Here is a 17365-nt window from a genome sequence, read left to right as displayed (position 1 = left end):
ACCTATTCTTATTTAAATCCATGTAAGAAGTTCTGCATCATTTGCTTTTAAATAATGATGTTCATTAAAACTCAGTAATTGCAAACGACCATCCACCCAACGCAGCGTGCTAATACTGGCATTGGCAATCGACCAGTTCAGCGCAAAGATCTGTTTCGCATCCAAGCCCAGCACCTGACCCACCGCCACTGAAATGACACCACCAGAGCTGAACACCACCGCCTGACGCTGCTGTGTCGCATCAAGCTGCTGACACAGGCCATGCAACGCGCTTTCTACACGGCTTTGGAAACCTAACCAGGTCTCATGATATTCATGGTCATATTGCTCTCCAATCCAGCGTTCAATCGCCCCATCAAAGATTTTCGCCAGATAGGCACGTGGGTTCTCAACTTGCGCGACATCCTGTTTGAGTAATTCAGGCTGATTAAAGCGGGGTTCGTATTGAGCAAATACATGCTGATGATCAAACTCATTCCAGCTGGATTCAGTGTGAATCGGTACCTCTGCAAAACCTTGCGCTAAAGCAAGTTGTGCCGTTTGTTGATGGCGCTGCATTGAACCGGCCACCACCAAAGGAGAGGATTTTAAAGTCTTGCTGAGAAACTCACCCGCTGCCTGTGCCTGTTGCTCGCCTTTGGCAGAGAGCAAGTCATAACTGGCCGCCCCAAAGGACGCCTGCCCATGTCGTACCAGATATATGGTGCTCATGCGGTTAAAATTTCCTTCAATTTTGCGCCATATTCAGGAATTAATTGCTGGGCTTGTGTATTGTCCTGTGCAATCAATTTTAGGGCACGAATATGCAGGGCATGAATCAGGACCCAGAAGTCTTTAAAGGCTGGATTATCGGTTTGCTGATGGTAATAACGGTAATAGATTTGCTGCGCGATCACGGCTAAGCGGAACAGACCAAATACTTCATAAAATGCCCAGTTATCAGGCTTTAAACCTGTTTTTTCCAGATAGTAATCCACCACTTGCTGACGCGTCAGCATGCCTTTCAGATTGGTCGGCTGACGGCGGCTGGACTTCATCAAGGCATCATCATCGTCCTGAATCCAGTAAGCGAGGGCACTGCCCAAATCCATTAACGGATCACCTAAGGTCGCCATTTCCCAGTCCAGTACCCCAATCACCTGAGTCGGTTGCTGTGGATCTAAAATGACATTATCAAAACGCCAGTCATTATGAATCACACAGGTTTTGGAATCGGCCGGAATATGTTGTTGCAACCATTCCCGCACAAACGCGAAATCAGGTACATTCGGTGTCAGGGCCTTGCTATAGCGCACATCCCAACCTTCAACCTGACGGCGGCAATAGCCTTCACCTTTGCCCAGTTTTTCCAGCGCTGTACCTTGATAAGGCACTTGATGCAGTTCAATCAATTTATCCAGCACATTCAGGCACAGTTGCTGGACTTGCTGTTCATCCAGCGGTAATTCTTTGGGTAAATTGGCACGTGGAATAATGCCTTCAATCCGCTTCATCACGTAGAAATCACAACCAATCACGCTCTCATCCTGACACAGCGCGATCATTTCAGGCAGCACAGGGTAGAAGGGTGCCAGATACTTCTGCACATTGTATTCACGTGCCATATCATGCGCTGATTTGGCCTTGGTGCCTTTCGGTGGACGGCGTAGGATCAGATCAGCATTGTCATACTCTAAACGGTAGGTCCAGTTAGATGCGCCACCTGAATATTGGGTGACTTTTGCCTGTCCTTGCAAATTCACACCCTGATTTTTTAACCATGTTTCAACCGCTGCAATATCCAGTTCCTCACCATGACGAACCTGACCGCCCATATCAATTACTGTCATTTGCTTTTATCCTTATTTACGACCATAGCCACGTTTTTTGAGTTCTAATTTGGCAATCATGCCTTTATGGACTTCGTCAGGTCCATCGGCCAAACGTAAACTTCGCGCCTGAGTAAAGAAAGCCGTTAACGGTGTATCACGGGAAACACCTTCGCCACCGTGGATCTGAATCGCCATATCCACCACATTTTGCAAGACTGTTGGCGCGACCACTTTAATGGCCGAAATTTCAGTTAATGCCGCCATATTACCTTGCGTATCCATCTTATAGGCAGCGTATAAGGTCAATAAACGCGCCTGATCGATCTGCACACGCGCATCTGCAACGCGTTCCAGATTGCCACCCAGCTTGAGCAGTTCTTTGCCAAAAGCCTTGCGCGACATGCCACGGTCAATCATCAGTTCAAGCGCTTTCTCTGCGGCGCCAACACAGCGCATACAATGATGAATACGCCCAGGGCCTAAACGGCCTTGCGCAATTTCAAAGCCTTGTCCTGCACCACCAATGAAGTTGCTGACTGGCACGCGCACATTGTCGAAGCTGACCTGTCCATGCCCATGCGGTGCATCGTAATCGCCAAACACAGGCAGCATACGTTCAATGGTCACGCCTGCGGTATTGACCGGTACCAGTACCATAGAATGCTGGTGATGACGGTCTTTGCCTGGATCCGGCGTATAGGCCATAAAAATAATGATTTTGGCATTGGGATCACCTAAACCGGATGACCACCATTTACGTCCATTCAAGACGATTTCATCACCCTCTACCACCGCAGTGGCCTGCATATTGGTCGCATCACTGGATGCCACCGCAGGCTCGGTCATACAGAACACGGAACGAATTTCCCCCTTGAGTAGGGGTTGTAGCCATTGCTGTTTTTGCGCATCGCTACCATAGCGCCACAACACTTCCATATTGCCGCTATCGGGTGCATTACAGTTAAATACCGTCGGCGCAAGCAGGCTACGTCCCGTCAGTTCGGCAATATGTGCATATTCCTGAACCGATAAGCCTGCACCAAGCTCGGCATCAGGTAAGAACATGTTCCATAAGCCTGCTGCTTTGGCTTTGTCTTTCAATTGTTGTAATTGTTCAGGCCATTGCCATTGGGTCCAGTCACCATCGACATTGAGACGATGTACCTCATCCCAGAATGCTTTTTCAACGGGTTCAATTTCCTGCTGGATAAACGCTTGCGTACGTGCAATAAAATCTTGGGCACGCGCTGATAATGCAAACATCCTGTTCTCCCTCAATCTAAAATTTGGCGAAAGCTGATTCGCTGCTTTACATCACCATAAGCGAAAATTTATTATGAATGAAATGATTTTATTTTATTCAAAACTATGAATCAGATTCATAATAGCAACCCGCTGGAAGTGGGACATTTTCATCGTATCGATATTAATTTATATCCGCTTTTTATTGCGATTTTTGAACAGAAGAGCATTTCTAAAGCGGCACAATTGCTGTGTATCAGCCAGTCTGCGGTGAGTCATGCCTTGCAACGCTTGCGTAGCCAGCTTGGTGATGAGTTATTCGTGCGCAGCGGTCAAAAAATGCTGCCTACACCGTATGCCGAGCAAATTTCCCAGCCGATTCAAACTGCATTATTGACGATTCAGAGTATTGCCGTACCGCAACAGGACTTTGTGCCTGATATGTTGCACAGCTTGAAAATCGCCATTCATGACGAAATTGAGCCGATTATTTTTCCGCAGCTGGTACATCATTTTGCGCAACTGAATCTGGACATTCAGTTCCTGAGCTCCAAACTGGATCGTAAAAACATGCTGGCGGATCTTTCTGCCCAACAGATTGATTTTGTCATTGATCTGGTGCAACCGTATCAGGCCAGTTTACAGTTTGAAAATCTGATTGAAGACCATTTTGTGGTGTGTACCCAGCAGGCCAATATGGATTTATCGCTGTATTTGTCTTCACCGCATATTGGTGTGTCTTCACGGCGTACCGGGATTCTGCTCGAGGATATCTATCTCAATCGGCAGCAATTATCCCGCCAGATTTTCCTGCGTTGCCAGCACTATGCAACGGCGTTACAGATATTGAATCATTATCCCGATGCGATTCTGACCATCCCGCAAAGCATCCTCAAGCATTTGCATTATTCCCAAGCCTTACATATCCATCCTTTGCCAATCGAGCTACCTCAAATCAATATGGGCATGTATTGGCATGAAAATGTGAAACATAACCCCCGCCATCAATTTTTACGGACGGAAATCCTGAAAATTTTTTAAACCAGCATTGCTGATGAATATTTGCACATTATTTAAAAGTATGTAATTCTATACGCATATTTGGATATGAATATCCATACAGAATATGTTGACAAGGGGAGTAGCCTCCTCCAGACCTAAGCGCTGCATGCCTTAGGTGTCAGAGCTTCGTCATTACACTTTGCAAAAAGTCGGACTCTGAGCATCACAATCCATCGTGGTGTAGGCAAGACCTTGATCATGTTGAAACAGATGTATTAATTCATCTGGCAACTGGTCGAGGTTTTTTTATGTCCATTTGCCAGATAGGGAGTTGTGATGGAAACTATCGGTAATTTATGGCTCTATGTCGCATTCTTCGGTCTCGTCACCGTAATGCTACTGGTCGACTTTTTAGGCTTTAAACAAAAACAAAATCAGGACGTGCCGATCAGACAGGCAGCCTACTGGAGTATTGCCTGGGTCAGTGTCGCGGTGATTTTTGGTGGCGGATTATGGTTTTATCTACAGCAAACCGTAGGTGCGACCATTGCCAACCAGAAAACTATGGAATACTTCGCAGGTTATCTGCTGGAAAAATCACTGGCAATTGATAACGTCTTTGTCTGGTTAATGATTTTCGCAGCCTTTGCGATCCCGCCTGCATATCAACGTAAAATCCTGCTTTACGGCGTACTTGGTGCAATCATTCTGCGAACCATTTTTATCTTTATTGGTGCGTGGTTTGTGCAAGAGTTCTCCTGGGTGCTATATATCTTCGGTGCCTTCCTGGTCTACACCGGCTTTAAATTCCTGAAAGGTCAGGATGAAGAAGATACCAATATTGAAGATATCAAGTTACTGAAATGGTTACGCAAACACATGCGTATCACGCCACAGCTTGAAGGCAACAATTTCTTCGTTCGCCAGAATGGTGTGTTATGGGCAACGCCTTTATTTTTAGTTTTGATTTTGGTTGAAGCGTCTGATGTGATCTTTGCGGTGGATTCCATTCCTGCAATTTTCGCCGTGACCAGTGACCCGTTCATTGTTTTAACCGCAAACTTAATGGCGATTTTGGGTTTACGTGCGATGTTCTTCTTATTGGCAGGTGCAGCGTCAAAAATGCACTACTTACCGTATGGTTTGGGCATCATCTTACTGTTCATTGGTGCAAAAATGTTATTGCTGGATGTGTTCCACATGCCAATCTGGATTTCGTTAGGCTTTATCGTTCTGGTATTAGCTATCACCGCTTATCTGTCGTTACGACACAATAAGCGACAAGCGCAATAACCCGTTGGATATAGAAAGGGCCTGCATTGCAGGCCTTTTTTATCATGACCTACTTTTTAAAAGCAGTCTTTAATAAAAGAGGGATGTGAACCCAGCTTGATAGGAATCATATTCATATCATCAAAGGTTGAGTTGAAAATTTCATTTCGAGCTTTATTCACCTTAATCCGTCCAGCTGATCGGGTGGCATTTGGCTGTTTTTCAGCGATATTCATTTGGATAATTTCTTCATTGTTATCTGCCGCTTGAAAATCAAAGCTCAAACGCTCCTTTGCAATATCATCCAGCTTAAAATTGCCTTTGCTAATGTCTATTAACTGAGCTTGGCATTCAGGAGTATGCTTAAACGTGCTTTGATAGGTTTCGTTGTGAGAACTGCATGCCGAAATTGTGCATGCCAATAAAATAAATAACCCTATTTTTTTCATAAATTTTCTCTTGATTTCTAAACTCTAAATGACAGCAAAGTGAGTGTGCACTTGATTATAGCTTTCATAAGCACTGCCGGGCGAATAAAATAATATGATTCAGAACACATCCAGCTCTTCAAATATTCATCTACTGTTCTCAAACGCACTTCTTTTTATTGAAAATATAGATACAGCGTCGCTGAAGACACAATCACATGACTCAAACTACTGCTCACATTTATATACCTTTTAAGCGCATTAATTAGCCGAATAATCCAGTAAATTTGGCAAAATCAGGTACAATCAACCGAAAAAAGTAAAATTGTAGGTTGTTATGACTTTGGCTACCCCAACCACGGTGATTCGTGGTCGCTTCTTAGATATTCAAAAGACCGTTTCTCAAGCCACTGAAATTGCCGATCAAGTCCGTTATATCGAAGACGGTGTAATGATCACTGAACAAGGTAAAATTCGCTGGTTTGGCACGTGGAACGACGCTCAAGCCCATCTTCCTGCAAACGTTGAAATCCAGCATTATCCAGAACAATTGATCATCCCGGGCATGATTGATACCCATATCCATTTCCCACAAACGGAAATGGTCGGTGCTTACGGCGAACAATTATTAAGCTGGCTCAACACCTATACTTTCCCGACCGAAATTCAGTTTAAAGACAAAGCTTATGCCCAAGAGATAGCCCATTTTTTTGTCAATGAGTTGCTTAAAAACGGGACCACTACCGCGTTGGTGTTCTGTACGGTACATCCTGAATCTGTGGATGCTTTATTTGAAGCCGCAGCACAGCACCAGATGCGTTTAATCGCAGGGAAGGTGATGATGGATCGTCATGCACCAGAAGCATTGTGTGATACCGCACAGAGCGCCTATGATGATTCTAAGGCCCTGATTGAGAAGTGGCATGGACAGGGCCGTGCTTTATACGCGATTACACCACGTTTTGCGCCAACGTCTACACCAGAACAACTGGAACAAGCAGGCCAGCTCAAAGCGCAATATCCGGATGTTTATGTACATACCCATTTAAGTGAAAACAAAGATGAAATCGCATGGGTAAAAGAGCTGTTCCCTGAGCAGGACGGCTATCTGGATGTGTATCATCATTATGGCTTAACCGGTCAACGTTCTGTATTTGCGCATTGCGTCCATCTGGAAGATGCAGAATGGAAATGTATGCATGAAACCGACTCTGCGATTGCCTTCTGTCCGACTTCAAACCTGTTCTTGGGCAGTGGTTTATTCCCGTTACAAAAGACCTGGGAACAGCAAGTAAAAGTCGGTTTAGGCACGGATGTTGGGGCAGGGACTTCATTTAGTCTGTTGCAGACCGTGAATGAAGCATACAAAGTTCAACAGTTACAAGGCGATAAACTCTCAGCTTTTGAATCGCTGTATCACGCCACACTCGGTGGGGCGAAAGCGCTGGATCTGGATGAGAAACTTGGTAACTTTAATATCGGTAAAGAAGCTGATTTCGTGGTCTTGAATACCCAGCCAACCGCATTACAACAACTGCGTCAGTCACGTTCAAAATCGGTTGAAGATAGCCTGTTTGCTTTATTCACCATGGGCGATGACCGAAATATTGAGGCGACTTATATCTATGGACAAAAAGCCTATAGCCAAAACTAAATTTTTAAATAAACAGAGACTTGGCTTACTCTGTATTGCGATTGGATGTGCTGTTCTGCTGAAACGGGACAGCTCGTCTGCTCAAAATGAAACACATTCTTCGTCATCAAAAGATGCATGAAAAGTGATTTTGTTTTAAAATTGCCAGATTAGCTCAAGATTTCGAGGTGTTGCAGGTCAACACCTTTTTTATTTTCCCGTTTTTAAGTTTTAGGAATCTACCGATGACCATTGCAATGCGCATTATGATTTCAAGTGAAGAGATTCAAGCCAAAGTGAAAGAACTGGGCGACAAAATCAATGCACACTATGCTCAAAGTGATAAAGAACTGGTACTGATCGGCTTATTACGTGGTTCAGTCATTTTTATGGCAGATTTATGCCGTGCCATCGACAAACCACATGAACTCGATTTTATGACCGTGTCTAGTTATGGTGGTGGAACCGTTTCCTCTCGTGATGTCAAAATTTTAAAAGATCTTGACGGCGAAATTCACGGTAAAGATGTGCTTGTGGTCGAAGATATTATCGATTCAGGCAATACTCTCAGCAAAGTGGTTGAAATGCTGAAAACCCGTAATCCAAACTCAATTGAATTATGTACTTTAGTCAGCAAGCCGTCACGCCGTGAAATTCCTTTGGATGTAAAATTCCTGGGCTTTGAAGTCGAAGACCGCTTTATTGTCGGCTATGGCCTCGACTTTGATCAAAAATATCGTCACTTGCCATTTATTGGTGAAATCGGGATTTAATCCAATCCTGCGGTTAACGGTCTCGTTCCCACCTTGTCTTGCGCTCAGATCAACTGTCGAATGCTCTGGTCTGAGTGATGCATCTAAAGCGGCTTTTTCAGCCATGCTTTAATCAAAACCCGCTAAATCCAGCACAAAAATACGACATAACTCAGCAATCCACTACAGACAAAGTTTGTCGGTATCAAGCAGGATAGTAATAAATATCACTGTTAAAACAAGGAGAAAGACAATGTGGTCTCTAATTGTGGCAATCGTCGTTGGTTTTTTTGCTGGTTTAATTGCACGTGCTTTACATCCGGGTGAAGATAAAGCAGGCTTTATTGTAACCACCTTACTGGGTATCGCAGGTTCACTCTTGGCAACCTACGGTGGTCGCTTGCTCGGTCTATATGGTGAAAATTCGGCAGCCGGTTTCATTGCCTCTGTGATTGGTGCGATCATTATTTTGTTTATCTACAATCTGGTCACCAAAAAAAGCTAGAACGGTCTAGATTAATACGCCCAATTCATTCATGTAATGGATTGGGCGTTTTTATTTATAGGCCGAGTTCTTTCCAGATCGTCTGAATCTCTGCAGCACTTCGTGCACCGACCATTTTAAATCCATTGCTAAAAATCAGGGTCGGGGTGCCATCTACAGCTAATTTTCGACCGAGCTGCAAATTACGCTCTAACGGATTCGCACAGGTTTTTTGTTGCGGCTGTACATTCTTCTGCAGCAGGTTTTTCCATGCATAGGCCGGGTTAGCATCACACCAGACTGATTGAGACACAGCAACCGATTGTGCTTTTAAGGGATAGATAAAGGTATAGATGGTCACATCATTCAACTTGTCCAGCTCGGCTTCCAGTTTCTTGCAATATGGACAGTTCGGATCGGAGAAAACCGCCAACTCACGCTTACCATTGCCTTTGACGGTTTTAATCGCATCTTTGAAAGGCAACTGTTTCCAGTCCACCGTGTTTTGCTGGATCACCAGATCCTTGGTCAAATTTTTCTGGTCTTTTAAACGCACCATTGACCCGATAAACATATGTTGGGCACTTTCATCCAGATAGATAATCTGGTTGTCCAGACTGGCACTGTATAAACCGCTCATTGCAGTCGGTTGGATGTTGGTCACCTGAATATTGGGATATTGTTTACTCAAATTACTTTTTAAGGTCTCGACATTGGCAAAGCCCAGTGCAGAAACACAACTTAATAATGAGAAAATCCCAATTTTTTTTAACATGAGTGACACTCTATACAAAAATCAGCCGCTATTGTAATGATTATCGGACGGCCAAACAGCTCAGCTTACGCAGTAACAACCAAAATTCAACCGACGATTGTGATGTTTCACGTGGAACATCAGAGGGCAGCGCAACCAATCAAGAGGATAAAAATACTGTTGGAGACTAATAAATTGAGATTTTCCGTTGCTCCAATATTTCCCTTTCTGTTTTAATTTCTTTGGCAACCTGGTCGCCAGTATAAACATAGGAGGTTTCATAGCGATAAAACTCATGTGTTTCTTTACGAAATGCACTAAACCAATTAAATGAGCCAACACAATAAATTGAATCATCAACCAGCACCAGTTTGCTATGGATTCGATGAATACAAAAAACTTGTATACCATACTGATTCAAAATAGCTATCAGCTGTTTTAACTGAACTGATCCTAATTTTTTTTCATTAAAATCCTTATCAGTATAAATTGTAATATTCACTCCACGCTGAATCGCTTGGCACATGGCATCGAGCGCACCAATTTCCTTAATTCGATTTAGATTTATCCAAGGTGAAACAATTTGGACCTGCTCTGTGGCCTTGGCTAAAGCACGTTCAAGTAAAAATTTATCATGCTCATTTGCATAGCGTAAAAAATCAGATTGCCCTAAGTCCTGACGTGGGATCAGCTCGAATTGCAATTTGCCTTCTGATGATAAAAGTGATGCCAATAGGCCCCGAGGAGATTTAAGTGATGTTTTCTTGGAAATTTCAAATAGATCCATATCACCAAAGACTAAAAAGCTATCTTTTGCACGAGAAACTGCAACATTTAACATACTGTTGTTATTATCGATAAAACGTCCATCGAGATGTTTTGAATAAGTCGGTGAAAAAATAATAACAAGTCGCTCCGCACCTTGCAATGAGTGAACTGTTCCGACCGTTAAACCTGTTTTTTGAGTATCCAATCCATGCTTCAGGCATGCATTTTTAATGGCAGTAACTTGCCCAGTAAAAGGAGTCACGACAGCAATAATTTCATGTAATTTCTTAGGATAATAATGTTGCTCTAATTTTTCCTTGTGCGCTAGAAGCCATGCTGCAATCGTTTCTGCTTCAGTCAAATTATGCTTACTGCCACTGGCCTTATTTTGACATACACCATTTATATGCAGATATCCAATTGAGGGTAATAGATTATTTGGAGCCAATCCACGCATCGGTTTGAGCTTACCTTTATAACAAAGCTCATTACAATAACCAATGATTTGGTCATAACAACGCCGATGTTCATATAACCATAAACCTCTAGCTAGGTCAGCATCATATTGATAGCGACAGGTCTGTTGCGCAGTAAGCATGACGCTTCCTGTTGAAGCCAGTTTCCCTAACTCTTTCACCTGTTCATAATCATTTTGAATATTAGTCGAACTGATAATTTCAGTCTGAATCAGATTGCCAATATCAACAGTCGTTGGAATAGACCAAATCGGCTCAATTTGTAATGTATCTCCAATAACTAAGGCTTTTTTTGCCAATGTCATCGATGCGCCAGCAACCTCAGGTAATACCTGACCCGCTTCATCTACAATCAGCAAGTCAATGAAATTAAATAGATAATCATCGAGATATTTATTTTTTCCTGCCCCATCTTTGCCATCGTAACGCTTGCCCTTCATATGGCTGGGTAACATATAAAAAGTTGATACAATACAGGGGGTTAATTTCATGCGTCTACGCCAACGCTTCTGTATAGCCTTGAGGCCTGTTTTTGTCGGTGGATCTATTGGCTGTTCCATTTCCAGTAACCAACGACCTTCCCAATAGTGAGTACTCAGTAAAAAAATTGGAAAGCGAATCACCAGATCAGCCAATAAATCACATTCAAGCAGATGAATTTCTTGTTCTGGCTTATTACAACCACTTCGTTGAAGTTGCTCTGCAGTCGCAGAACTTTTTAATCGCTGAAGCAGTTGATACCAATGTTCAGTTTCTGTTTCAACCGTCTTTATCACAGCCATTCCAGCTTCAACAAGCTGATGTTGGGCTTGAAGTGAGATTGACTTTTGATTGATATGCCCCTGAATCACAGCATCCAATTCTTTTATATTCTGAAACTGATTTAAATTAAAACCCGTCGGTAAATCATCTTTTAAAAAGAGTTTAAGACGATAACGACGTTTATCTGCAATTGGAGGAAACCAAGAGAACAACCGATAGAACAAAGGTTCATGCGCCAAATAGATTTCAAGCCGCTCCTGTAGCTGAATAAAATTTTGGTGTTCTGCCTCCAGTTCATTGGCTTGTTTTAATCTTGCAGACATTGCCTCCTGCGGGTCATTGCCAAGCTCATCATGTAATACCTGTTTCGCTGCTTCTAAAGCAGCATAAGTTTGATGTAATTTTTCCAGCTGACTGATTTCATGGGCAATGTATTGTTGCAGTTTTTCAACTACGTTTTTAACAGAGGGTTGATTTAAGTCGGAGAAAGCGTTTTTTGCTGCCGCTAAATAATGGACCGTTGCGTGTTTTACGTACTCAGAATTTTCAATTTCCTCAAAAAATTCTTGAGTTTGGTATTTTGTATGACCTGTTTGCTTATACTGAGAAGGATAATATCCACCGAAACTTTTAATATCAGGTAGCCAGCGACCAGCAAATTTACCATCGGCAAAAGATATGCCATCAGAAAAATCTTTACCAAATGCCTCAATAATATTTGTAACGGCTTGATTGTTGGTAGAAGCAGCAACGATAACAGGTGGCTCTCCTGCTTCTTGTTGCGTCGCCTGAGCCCATAACATTGCAATGACAGACAGTAATAAAGTGGTTTTTCCTGTACCTGGTGGTCCATTGACCGCAAGAATATCCCCTTCTTGCATTGCTGTTAGATGGGCGAGTACATCCCGTTGTGCCTGAGCCAAAGGATATTGATCACTAGAATGCCCAATTCGAGTTGCAAATGATATTTGGGCATTTATACATGGCTCTTCAGCTGTATTCTGGCTCGTATAACGATCAAAAAGAGGGACTTGCAGCTCTTTATCACAGATATGATCATAAAGAGATAAAATCTGCGCAGTCGTGAACGGCGGTTTTGCTGAAACATAAGCATAATCAGTTTGTTGAAAGTTAAGTTCCAGTTCTGATAAATCAGACATCACATTTTTAAGCAGTTGTTCTGCGTGATTTAGGCTTTGATCCCATAGGCTTGTAACATTCTGAGCCTTTAAGCCTTCTGGATCAGAATACGTATGTTTAGGGGGAGGATATTGGGTTAAAAAAATATCCTGCTGGGACACTGTTCCTATAACGAAGGCACCATCAACCAAGGGGGCCAATAGATCACGTGGTATAGACGTATTTTGTGCGGGGTAAATTAAGCCTTTTCGGGTGAGTGTGGCACTTAATATTAAAGGCGTGACAATCTCTGGTAAATTCGAGTTACCAACTGTATGCTCAAGTATTGACTGATAGACTTTTGGACGCACCAAAATCTCTATAGTCTGGACGTCTTTATTTTGTCCATCAAACAGCGAAGCAATGAGGTCAGGATTTTGAATATATTCCTGACGTAATTGGTTTAATGGAATCTGGAGAAACTTGTCCGCTTCGCGTTCTTGTATTATCCCTCTTCCGTTAATACTATCAGCAAGAGAGTTACGCCAATATTTAGCATATTTCAAAGAAATATCTTCCACAGAGAGTTCCTTTTTCTAAATTTTTTACTTTCCTTATAGGGACTTACATTAGGTAACCAGATGAGATACCCGTTTTAGACCTGATGTATAATTTGCCCCAAAACACAAGCTAAAGCTACAATCTCAATAACCGCACAAAAAATTTAATTATTTACCGATACAAAACGAACCAAAAATCTTCCCGAGAAGATCATCGGCACTAAAGTCACCGGTGATTTCACCCAATGCATTTTGTGCCAGGCGCAATGATTCAGCCACCAGTTCACCTGCGTTAAACACAACAAGTTGCTCACGCGCCTCTGCAAGATAGCGCTGAGTGCGCTTCATTGCGTCTAAATGACGTGTTCGGGCAATAAAGGTGTCTTCCTCAGGCTGGAAGCCTGCATGCGCTGTAATCGCTTCTATGAGCGCCTGAACACCCATATCCTGTTTGGCAGACACACTGATATGACGGAAGCCCTGATAATCACTTAAAGTCGCCTCCTGACCGGTTAAATCGCATTTGTTACCGATCAACAGTAAACGCTTCGGTTCAAGATGATCGGCAAAATATTCGCGCGCCAGCTGTAACGGTTCATCACCCTGGTTTAAATCGTAGACCAGCAGTAATAAATCGGCCTGTTCAATTTCTTTAATCGCACGACGAATCCCTTCCTGCTCGACGATATCACCTGTTTCACGTAAACCGGCAGTATCGGTTAAGGTAATTGGCAAACCGTTCAAACTGATCTTTTCATGCAATACATCGCGGGTGGTTCCGGCAATATCGGTCACAATGGCCCGTTCATGGCCCGCCAGCGCGTTTAACAGGCTGGATTTACCTGCATTCGGCTTACCTGCGATCACCACCTGCAAACCTTCACGTAACAGCTGTCCTTGGCGTGCAGATTGCTGTACAGCCTTGACCGAGTCCTGCACCTCATCCAGCAAAGCTAAAATCTTGCCATCGGCAAGGAAATCAATTTCTTCTTCTGGAAAATCAATGGCCGCTTCCACATGCAAACGCAAGTGAATCAGCTTTTCTAAAACGGTATTAATTTTGGTTGAAAAGGCGCCCTGTAAGGAACGAACCGCTGAACGTGCCGCGGCCTGTGAGGTTGCATCAATCAAATCGGCGATCGCTTCAGCTTGCACCAGATCCATCTTGCCATTTTCAAAGGCACGCATGGAAAACTCCCCCGCCTTGGCAGCCGTCGCACCCAGATCCAGTAAGCGCGCTAGTAACGCATTCTGAATAACTGGACCACCATGCCCCTGTAATTCCACCACATCCTCACCGGTAAATGAATGCGGATTTGGAAAACACAGTACAATGCCTTCATCCATCACTGAACCATCCGCATCATAGAATTGACGGAAGCCTGCCATGCGGGCAGCAGGAAGAGTTTTCTGGGTCAACTGTTCAGCAATGGCATAAGCTTTAGGGCCAGAAAGTCGAATCACGCCCACACCACCACGACCTAATGGGGTAGCAATCGCAGCAATTGTGGTTTGATGTTGCATGTTAAATTCACCTAAAAAACACGAGGGTTATGAAACAGGAACCCTAAATACAGACAAAGAAAAATCCGCTTAAGATTACCATCTTAAGCGGATTTATTCAGTAAAAGTTCGAACTTAAGAACTCGATTCAACCTTGTTGAGACGGTCTTTTTCGACACCTTTGTTAATAAACCATTGTTGCAAAATGGTAATACTGTTGTTGACGATCCAGTAAAGCACTAAACCGGCAGGGAAGAACAACATGAATACCGTAAACATGATTGGCATGATACGGAACACTTTTGCCTGCATAGGATCAGTCGGTTGTGGATTCAACATTTGCTGTACGAACATGGTCACACCCATGATCAACGGCAAGATAAACCATGGATCCATTGCTGATAAGTCTTGAATCCAGCCTAACCATGGCGCATGACGAAGTTCAACCGATTCCATCAATACCCAGTACAAGGCCAAGAAAATCGGCATTTGTAACAATAACGGCAAGCAACCAGACAATGGATTAACTTGTTCACGCTTGTATAAGGCCATCATTTCTTGAGAGAAACGCATACGGTCTTCACCAAATTCTTCTTTCATGCGTTGCATTTCTGGTGCAATCACACGCATTTTCGCCATTGAGCGATAACTTTTTGAAGAAAGTGGCCATAAAATCAATTTCACCAAGATCGTCAATAAGATAATTGACCAACCCCAGTTACCAATGATGTTATGGAAGAACTGTAAGCCCAGGAACAAGAGTTTGGCAATCGGCCATAACCAGCCGTAATCTACAGTCTGGTTTAAGCCCGCAGCTAAATCTTTGAGTTCAGACTGAATTTTTGGACCAGAATAAAGTTGTGCATCCACTTCCATTGAGGTACCGGCCGGTACATTGATCACTGGGGAAGTGAAGCCCATGATATTCATGTGATCAGCAGACTGACGCGATTCAAGCTTAGCCACATAAGGCTGGCCATCCGCTTGGGTCAGTTTCAGATTACCCGGAATCCAGGCACTGACGAAATAATGCTGAACCATGGCAACCCAGCCGCCCTTGGCTTCAACACTCAATTTTTCATCATTAAAATTACTGAATTTCAACTTGTTATAATGCGCGTCTGGTGTACCCCATGCGCCACCCAGATAAGTTCCAAGGGTAAAGATACCTTGAGAAGATTTACCCGGATCATCAGAATTGTCACGCTTTAACTGACCAAACATCTGGCCTTGCCAGTTTTGCTGACTACGGTTAACAACCTGATGTTTCACTGTAATTGGATAATCACCTTGGGTGAAGGTGAACGACTTGATCACTTCCACACCTTCAGGTGTTTTAAATACCAATGGCACAGTCAACACTTGATGTGTCTTACCATCTTTTGAGGCAACGCTCTTCGCATCCGCCAAGGTATATGCTGTTTTTTCAACATCATACATTGGACGTCCGCCACGGCTGCTATCTGGTCCATTCAAACCGATCAAACCAGATTGAGCGACGTAAGTACGTTTCGCATCACTTTCCAGCATGACAAACGGTTTATCGCTGTCTTTGCTTTCATCATGGCTTAACAATTCAATACGAACGATATCACCACCTTTAGGATTGATCCAAAGATGATACAGATCCGTTTGTACTGAAATCAGTTGCTGACTCACAGATGGTGTTTCTGTGGTTTGTGATGCAGTCACATTTGCTTGTGGCAAGTCTGAAGCCGCTGTTGCATTTTGAGCATTTGGCAAATCTGCAGATACATCATGTGCAGTGACAGCCGCCGCTTGTTGTTGCGGTGCTGGTGCAGCATGACCATAGTCTTTTTGCCAAGCCAAAATAAGCAAATATGCGGTAACAAACATGGCTCCAAGAATTGCAAATCTGGCCCATTGTTGCATATCTATTATCCCAAATGATTAGAGAGATTTTGCTTGAATAAACGATCACGAAAGGGTACAGCAACGTGATGCATTTGAGAATCTATTTGATGAAACGAAATAAAACGAAGTGCTTTGCGAGGTACCGGATCATAGCCTGAACCACCCCAAGGATGACAACGGCAAATTCGCTGAGTCGATAGCCATACACCTTTGAGCACGCCATGCGTTTGTAAAGCTTCAATTGCATATTGCGAGCACGTGGGAATATAGCGACAACGAGGACCCAATAATGGACTAATTGCAATCTGGTAACATCTTATCAACCAATGAAGTAAACGTACCATTGGAGATCTCTAATTCTGGAGGGATGTCACAACGACTTTGGAATGCTTCTTTGCTAAGCGTTGTAATTTTTGCCAAGCAAAATCTAATTGTTGATGTAATTCTTCATTTGAAATTGCTTCTATACCTACTTTAGGCATCACCACAATATCGATATCAGCATTAAATTGTGCTTGATGGATACGAAAGCTCTCCCGAGCAAGACGTTTTATTCGATTTCGTTCATGAGCACGACGTACCTTTTTTTTAGCAACGACAATACCCAAACGGCTGTTAGGCTGTTCGGTTAATTTTGCTAAAAAAAGGAAATGGGGCTGATGCACTTTAAAAAGCGCACCATCAAATACACTTTTATAATCAGCAGCACAACGAATACGAGATTCAGTACTGAAACTGTAAAGTGTCATCACCCAAGTCTGGTCAGCTTAACAGTATTAAACAGTTAAGCTATGACGACCTTTTGCACGACGACGAGCTAACACTTGACGACCTGCTTTAGTAGCCATACGAGCGCGGAAACCATGAACGCGTTTACGCTTTAATTCAGATGGTTGGAAAGTACGTTTCATTTCGAAACTCCAA

The 17365-nt window shown here is 43.2% G+C and carries 16 protein-coding genes; 5 read left to right on the top strand and 11 right to left on the bottom strand.

From position 1 onward, the window contains the following. Nucleotides 1–12: 12 nt before the first annotated feature. The 3 genes from J699_RS00775 to J699_RS00785 are packed head-to-tail and all read right to left on the bottom strand — an operon-like array spanning nucleotide 13 to nucleotide 3074. Nucleotides 13–711, bottom strand: coding sequence for a histidine phosphatase family protein (locus tag J699_RS00775; protein WP_032871424.1), 699 nt, complete (start codon nucleotides 709–711; stop codon nucleotides 13–15). Then, nucleotides 708–1829: a phosphotransferase family protein gene (locus tag J699_RS00780; RefSeq protein WP_032871422.1), complete on the bottom strand. Its 1122-nt coding sequence runs from the start codon at nucleotides 1827–1829 to the stop codon at nucleotides 708–710. The genes J699_RS00775 and J699_RS00780 overlap by 4 nt, the downstream gene beginning before the upstream one ends. A 12-nt stretch (nucleotides 1830–1841) precedes the next feature. Next, nucleotides 1842–3074 (bottom strand): acyl-CoA dehydrogenase family protein, encoded by a 1233-nt coding sequence (locus tag J699_RS00785; RefSeq protein WP_032871419.1) that lies wholly within the window; start codon nucleotides 3072–3074, stop codon nucleotides 1842–1844. Nucleotides 3075–3179: 105 nt separating this feature from the next. Between J699_RS00785 and J699_RS00790 the strand changes: the two genes are divergently transcribed. Continuing rightward, nucleotides 3180–4094: a LysR family transcriptional regulator gene (locus J699_RS00790; protein WP_032882987.1), complete on the top strand. Its 915-nt coding sequence runs from the start codon at nucleotides 3180–3182 to the stop codon at nucleotides 4092–4094. 297 nt (nucleotides 4095–4391) lie between these two features. Continuing rightward, nucleotides 4392–5348 (top strand): TerC family protein, encoded by a 957-nt coding sequence (locus tag J699_RS00795; protein ID WP_032871414.1) that lies wholly within the window; start codon nucleotides 4392–4394, stop codon nucleotides 5346–5348. A 56-nt stretch (nucleotides 5349–5404) separates the two neighbouring features. Here the strand turns inward: J699_RS00795 and J699_RS00800 are convergent, their stop codons facing one another. Continuing rightward, a complete protein-coding gene (locus tag J699_RS00800; protein ID WP_032871412.1) occupies nucleotides 5405–5776 on the bottom strand; it encodes a hypothetical protein in 372 nt (123 codons plus the stop codon). A 316-nt stretch (nucleotides 5777–6092) separates the two neighbouring features. Between J699_RS00800 and guaD the strand changes: the two genes are divergently transcribed. From guaD to J699_RS00815, 3 genes are all read left to right on the top strand, one after another. Continuing rightward, nucleotides 6093–7409 carry a guanine deaminase gene (guaD, locus tag J699_RS00805; RefSeq protein WP_032871410.1) on the top strand — a complete coding sequence of 439 codons (1317 nt, stop codon included), beginning with the start codon at nucleotides 6093–6095 and terminating at the stop codon, nucleotides 7407–7409. A 224-nt stretch (nucleotides 7410–7633) separates the two neighbouring features. Further along, nucleotides 7634–8161: a hypoxanthine phosphoribosyltransferase gene (gene hpt, locus J699_RS00810; protein WP_004776485.1), complete on the top strand. Its 528-nt coding sequence runs from the start codon at nucleotides 7634–7636 to the stop codon at nucleotides 8159–8161. A gap of 232 nt (nucleotides 8162–8393) precedes the next feature. Continuing rightward, nucleotides 8394–8645 carry a GlsB/YeaQ/YmgE family stress response membrane protein gene (locus J699_RS00815; protein ID WP_004660536.1) on the top strand — a complete coding sequence of 84 codons (252 nt, stop codon included), beginning with the start codon at nucleotides 8394–8396 and terminating at the stop codon, nucleotides 8643–8645. Nucleotides 8646–8700: 55 nt separating this feature from the next. On the opposite strand, the gene J699_RS00820 is transcribed toward J699_RS00815, so the two are convergent. From J699_RS00820 to rpmH, 7 genes are all read right to left on the bottom strand, one after another. Beyond that, a complete protein-coding gene (locus J699_RS00820) occupies nucleotides 8701–9399 on the bottom strand; it encodes a DsbC family protein (RefSeq protein ID WP_032871408.1) in 699 nt (232 codons plus the stop codon). Between the two features lie 166 nt (nucleotides 9400–9565). Next, nucleotides 9566–13084, bottom strand: coding sequence for an AAA domain-containing protein (locus J699_RS00825; RefSeq protein WP_032871406.1), 3519 nt, complete (start codon nucleotides 13082–13084; stop codon nucleotides 9566–9568). A 147-nt stretch (nucleotides 13085–13231) separates the two neighbouring features. After that, nucleotides 13232–14587 (bottom strand): tRNA uridine-5-carboxymethylaminomethyl(34) synthesis GTPase MnmE, encoded by a 1356-nt coding sequence (mnmE, locus tag J699_RS00830; protein WP_032871404.1) that lies wholly within the window; start codon nucleotides 14585–14587, stop codon nucleotides 13232–13234. A 114-nt stretch (nucleotides 14588–14701) separates the two neighbouring features. Continuing rightward, complete coding sequence (yidC, locus tag J699_RS00835) at nucleotides 14702–16459, bottom strand: membrane protein insertase YidC (RefSeq protein WP_005228173.1); 1758 nt, start codon at nucleotides 16457–16459, stop codon at nucleotides 14702–14704. 5 nt (nucleotides 16460–16464) lie between these two features. Next, nucleotides 16465–16785 (bottom strand): membrane protein insertion efficiency factor YidD, encoded by a 321-nt coding sequence (gene yidD, locus J699_RS19300; RefSeq protein ID WP_079281831.1) that lies wholly within the window; start codon nucleotides 16783–16785, stop codon nucleotides 16465–16467. Nucleotides 16786–16794: 9 nt separating this feature from the next. Beyond that, nucleotides 16795–17190 (bottom strand): ribonuclease P protein component, encoded by a 396-nt coding sequence (gene rnpA, locus J699_RS00840; protein ID WP_005228170.1) that lies wholly within the window; start codon nucleotides 17188–17190, stop codon nucleotides 16795–16797. Nucleotides 17191–17217: 27 nt separating this feature from the next. Beyond that, nucleotides 17218–17352: a 50S ribosomal protein L34 gene (gene rpmH, locus J699_RS00845; RefSeq protein WP_000831329.1), complete on the bottom strand. Its 135-nt coding sequence runs from the start codon at nucleotides 17350–17352 to the stop codon at nucleotides 17218–17220. Between the last annotated feature and the right edge of the window lie 13 nt (nucleotides 17353–17365).

Origin of the sequence: Acinetobacter sp. 1000160, from assembly GCF_000588715.1 — a bacterium.
Lineage (GTDB): Bacteria > Pseudomonadota > Gammaproteobacteria > Pseudomonadales > Moraxellaceae > Acinetobacter > Acinetobacter courvalinii.
The sequence above is the reverse complement of the archived record's forward strand: the minus strand, read 5'-3'. Positions and strand labels throughout refer to the sequence as shown.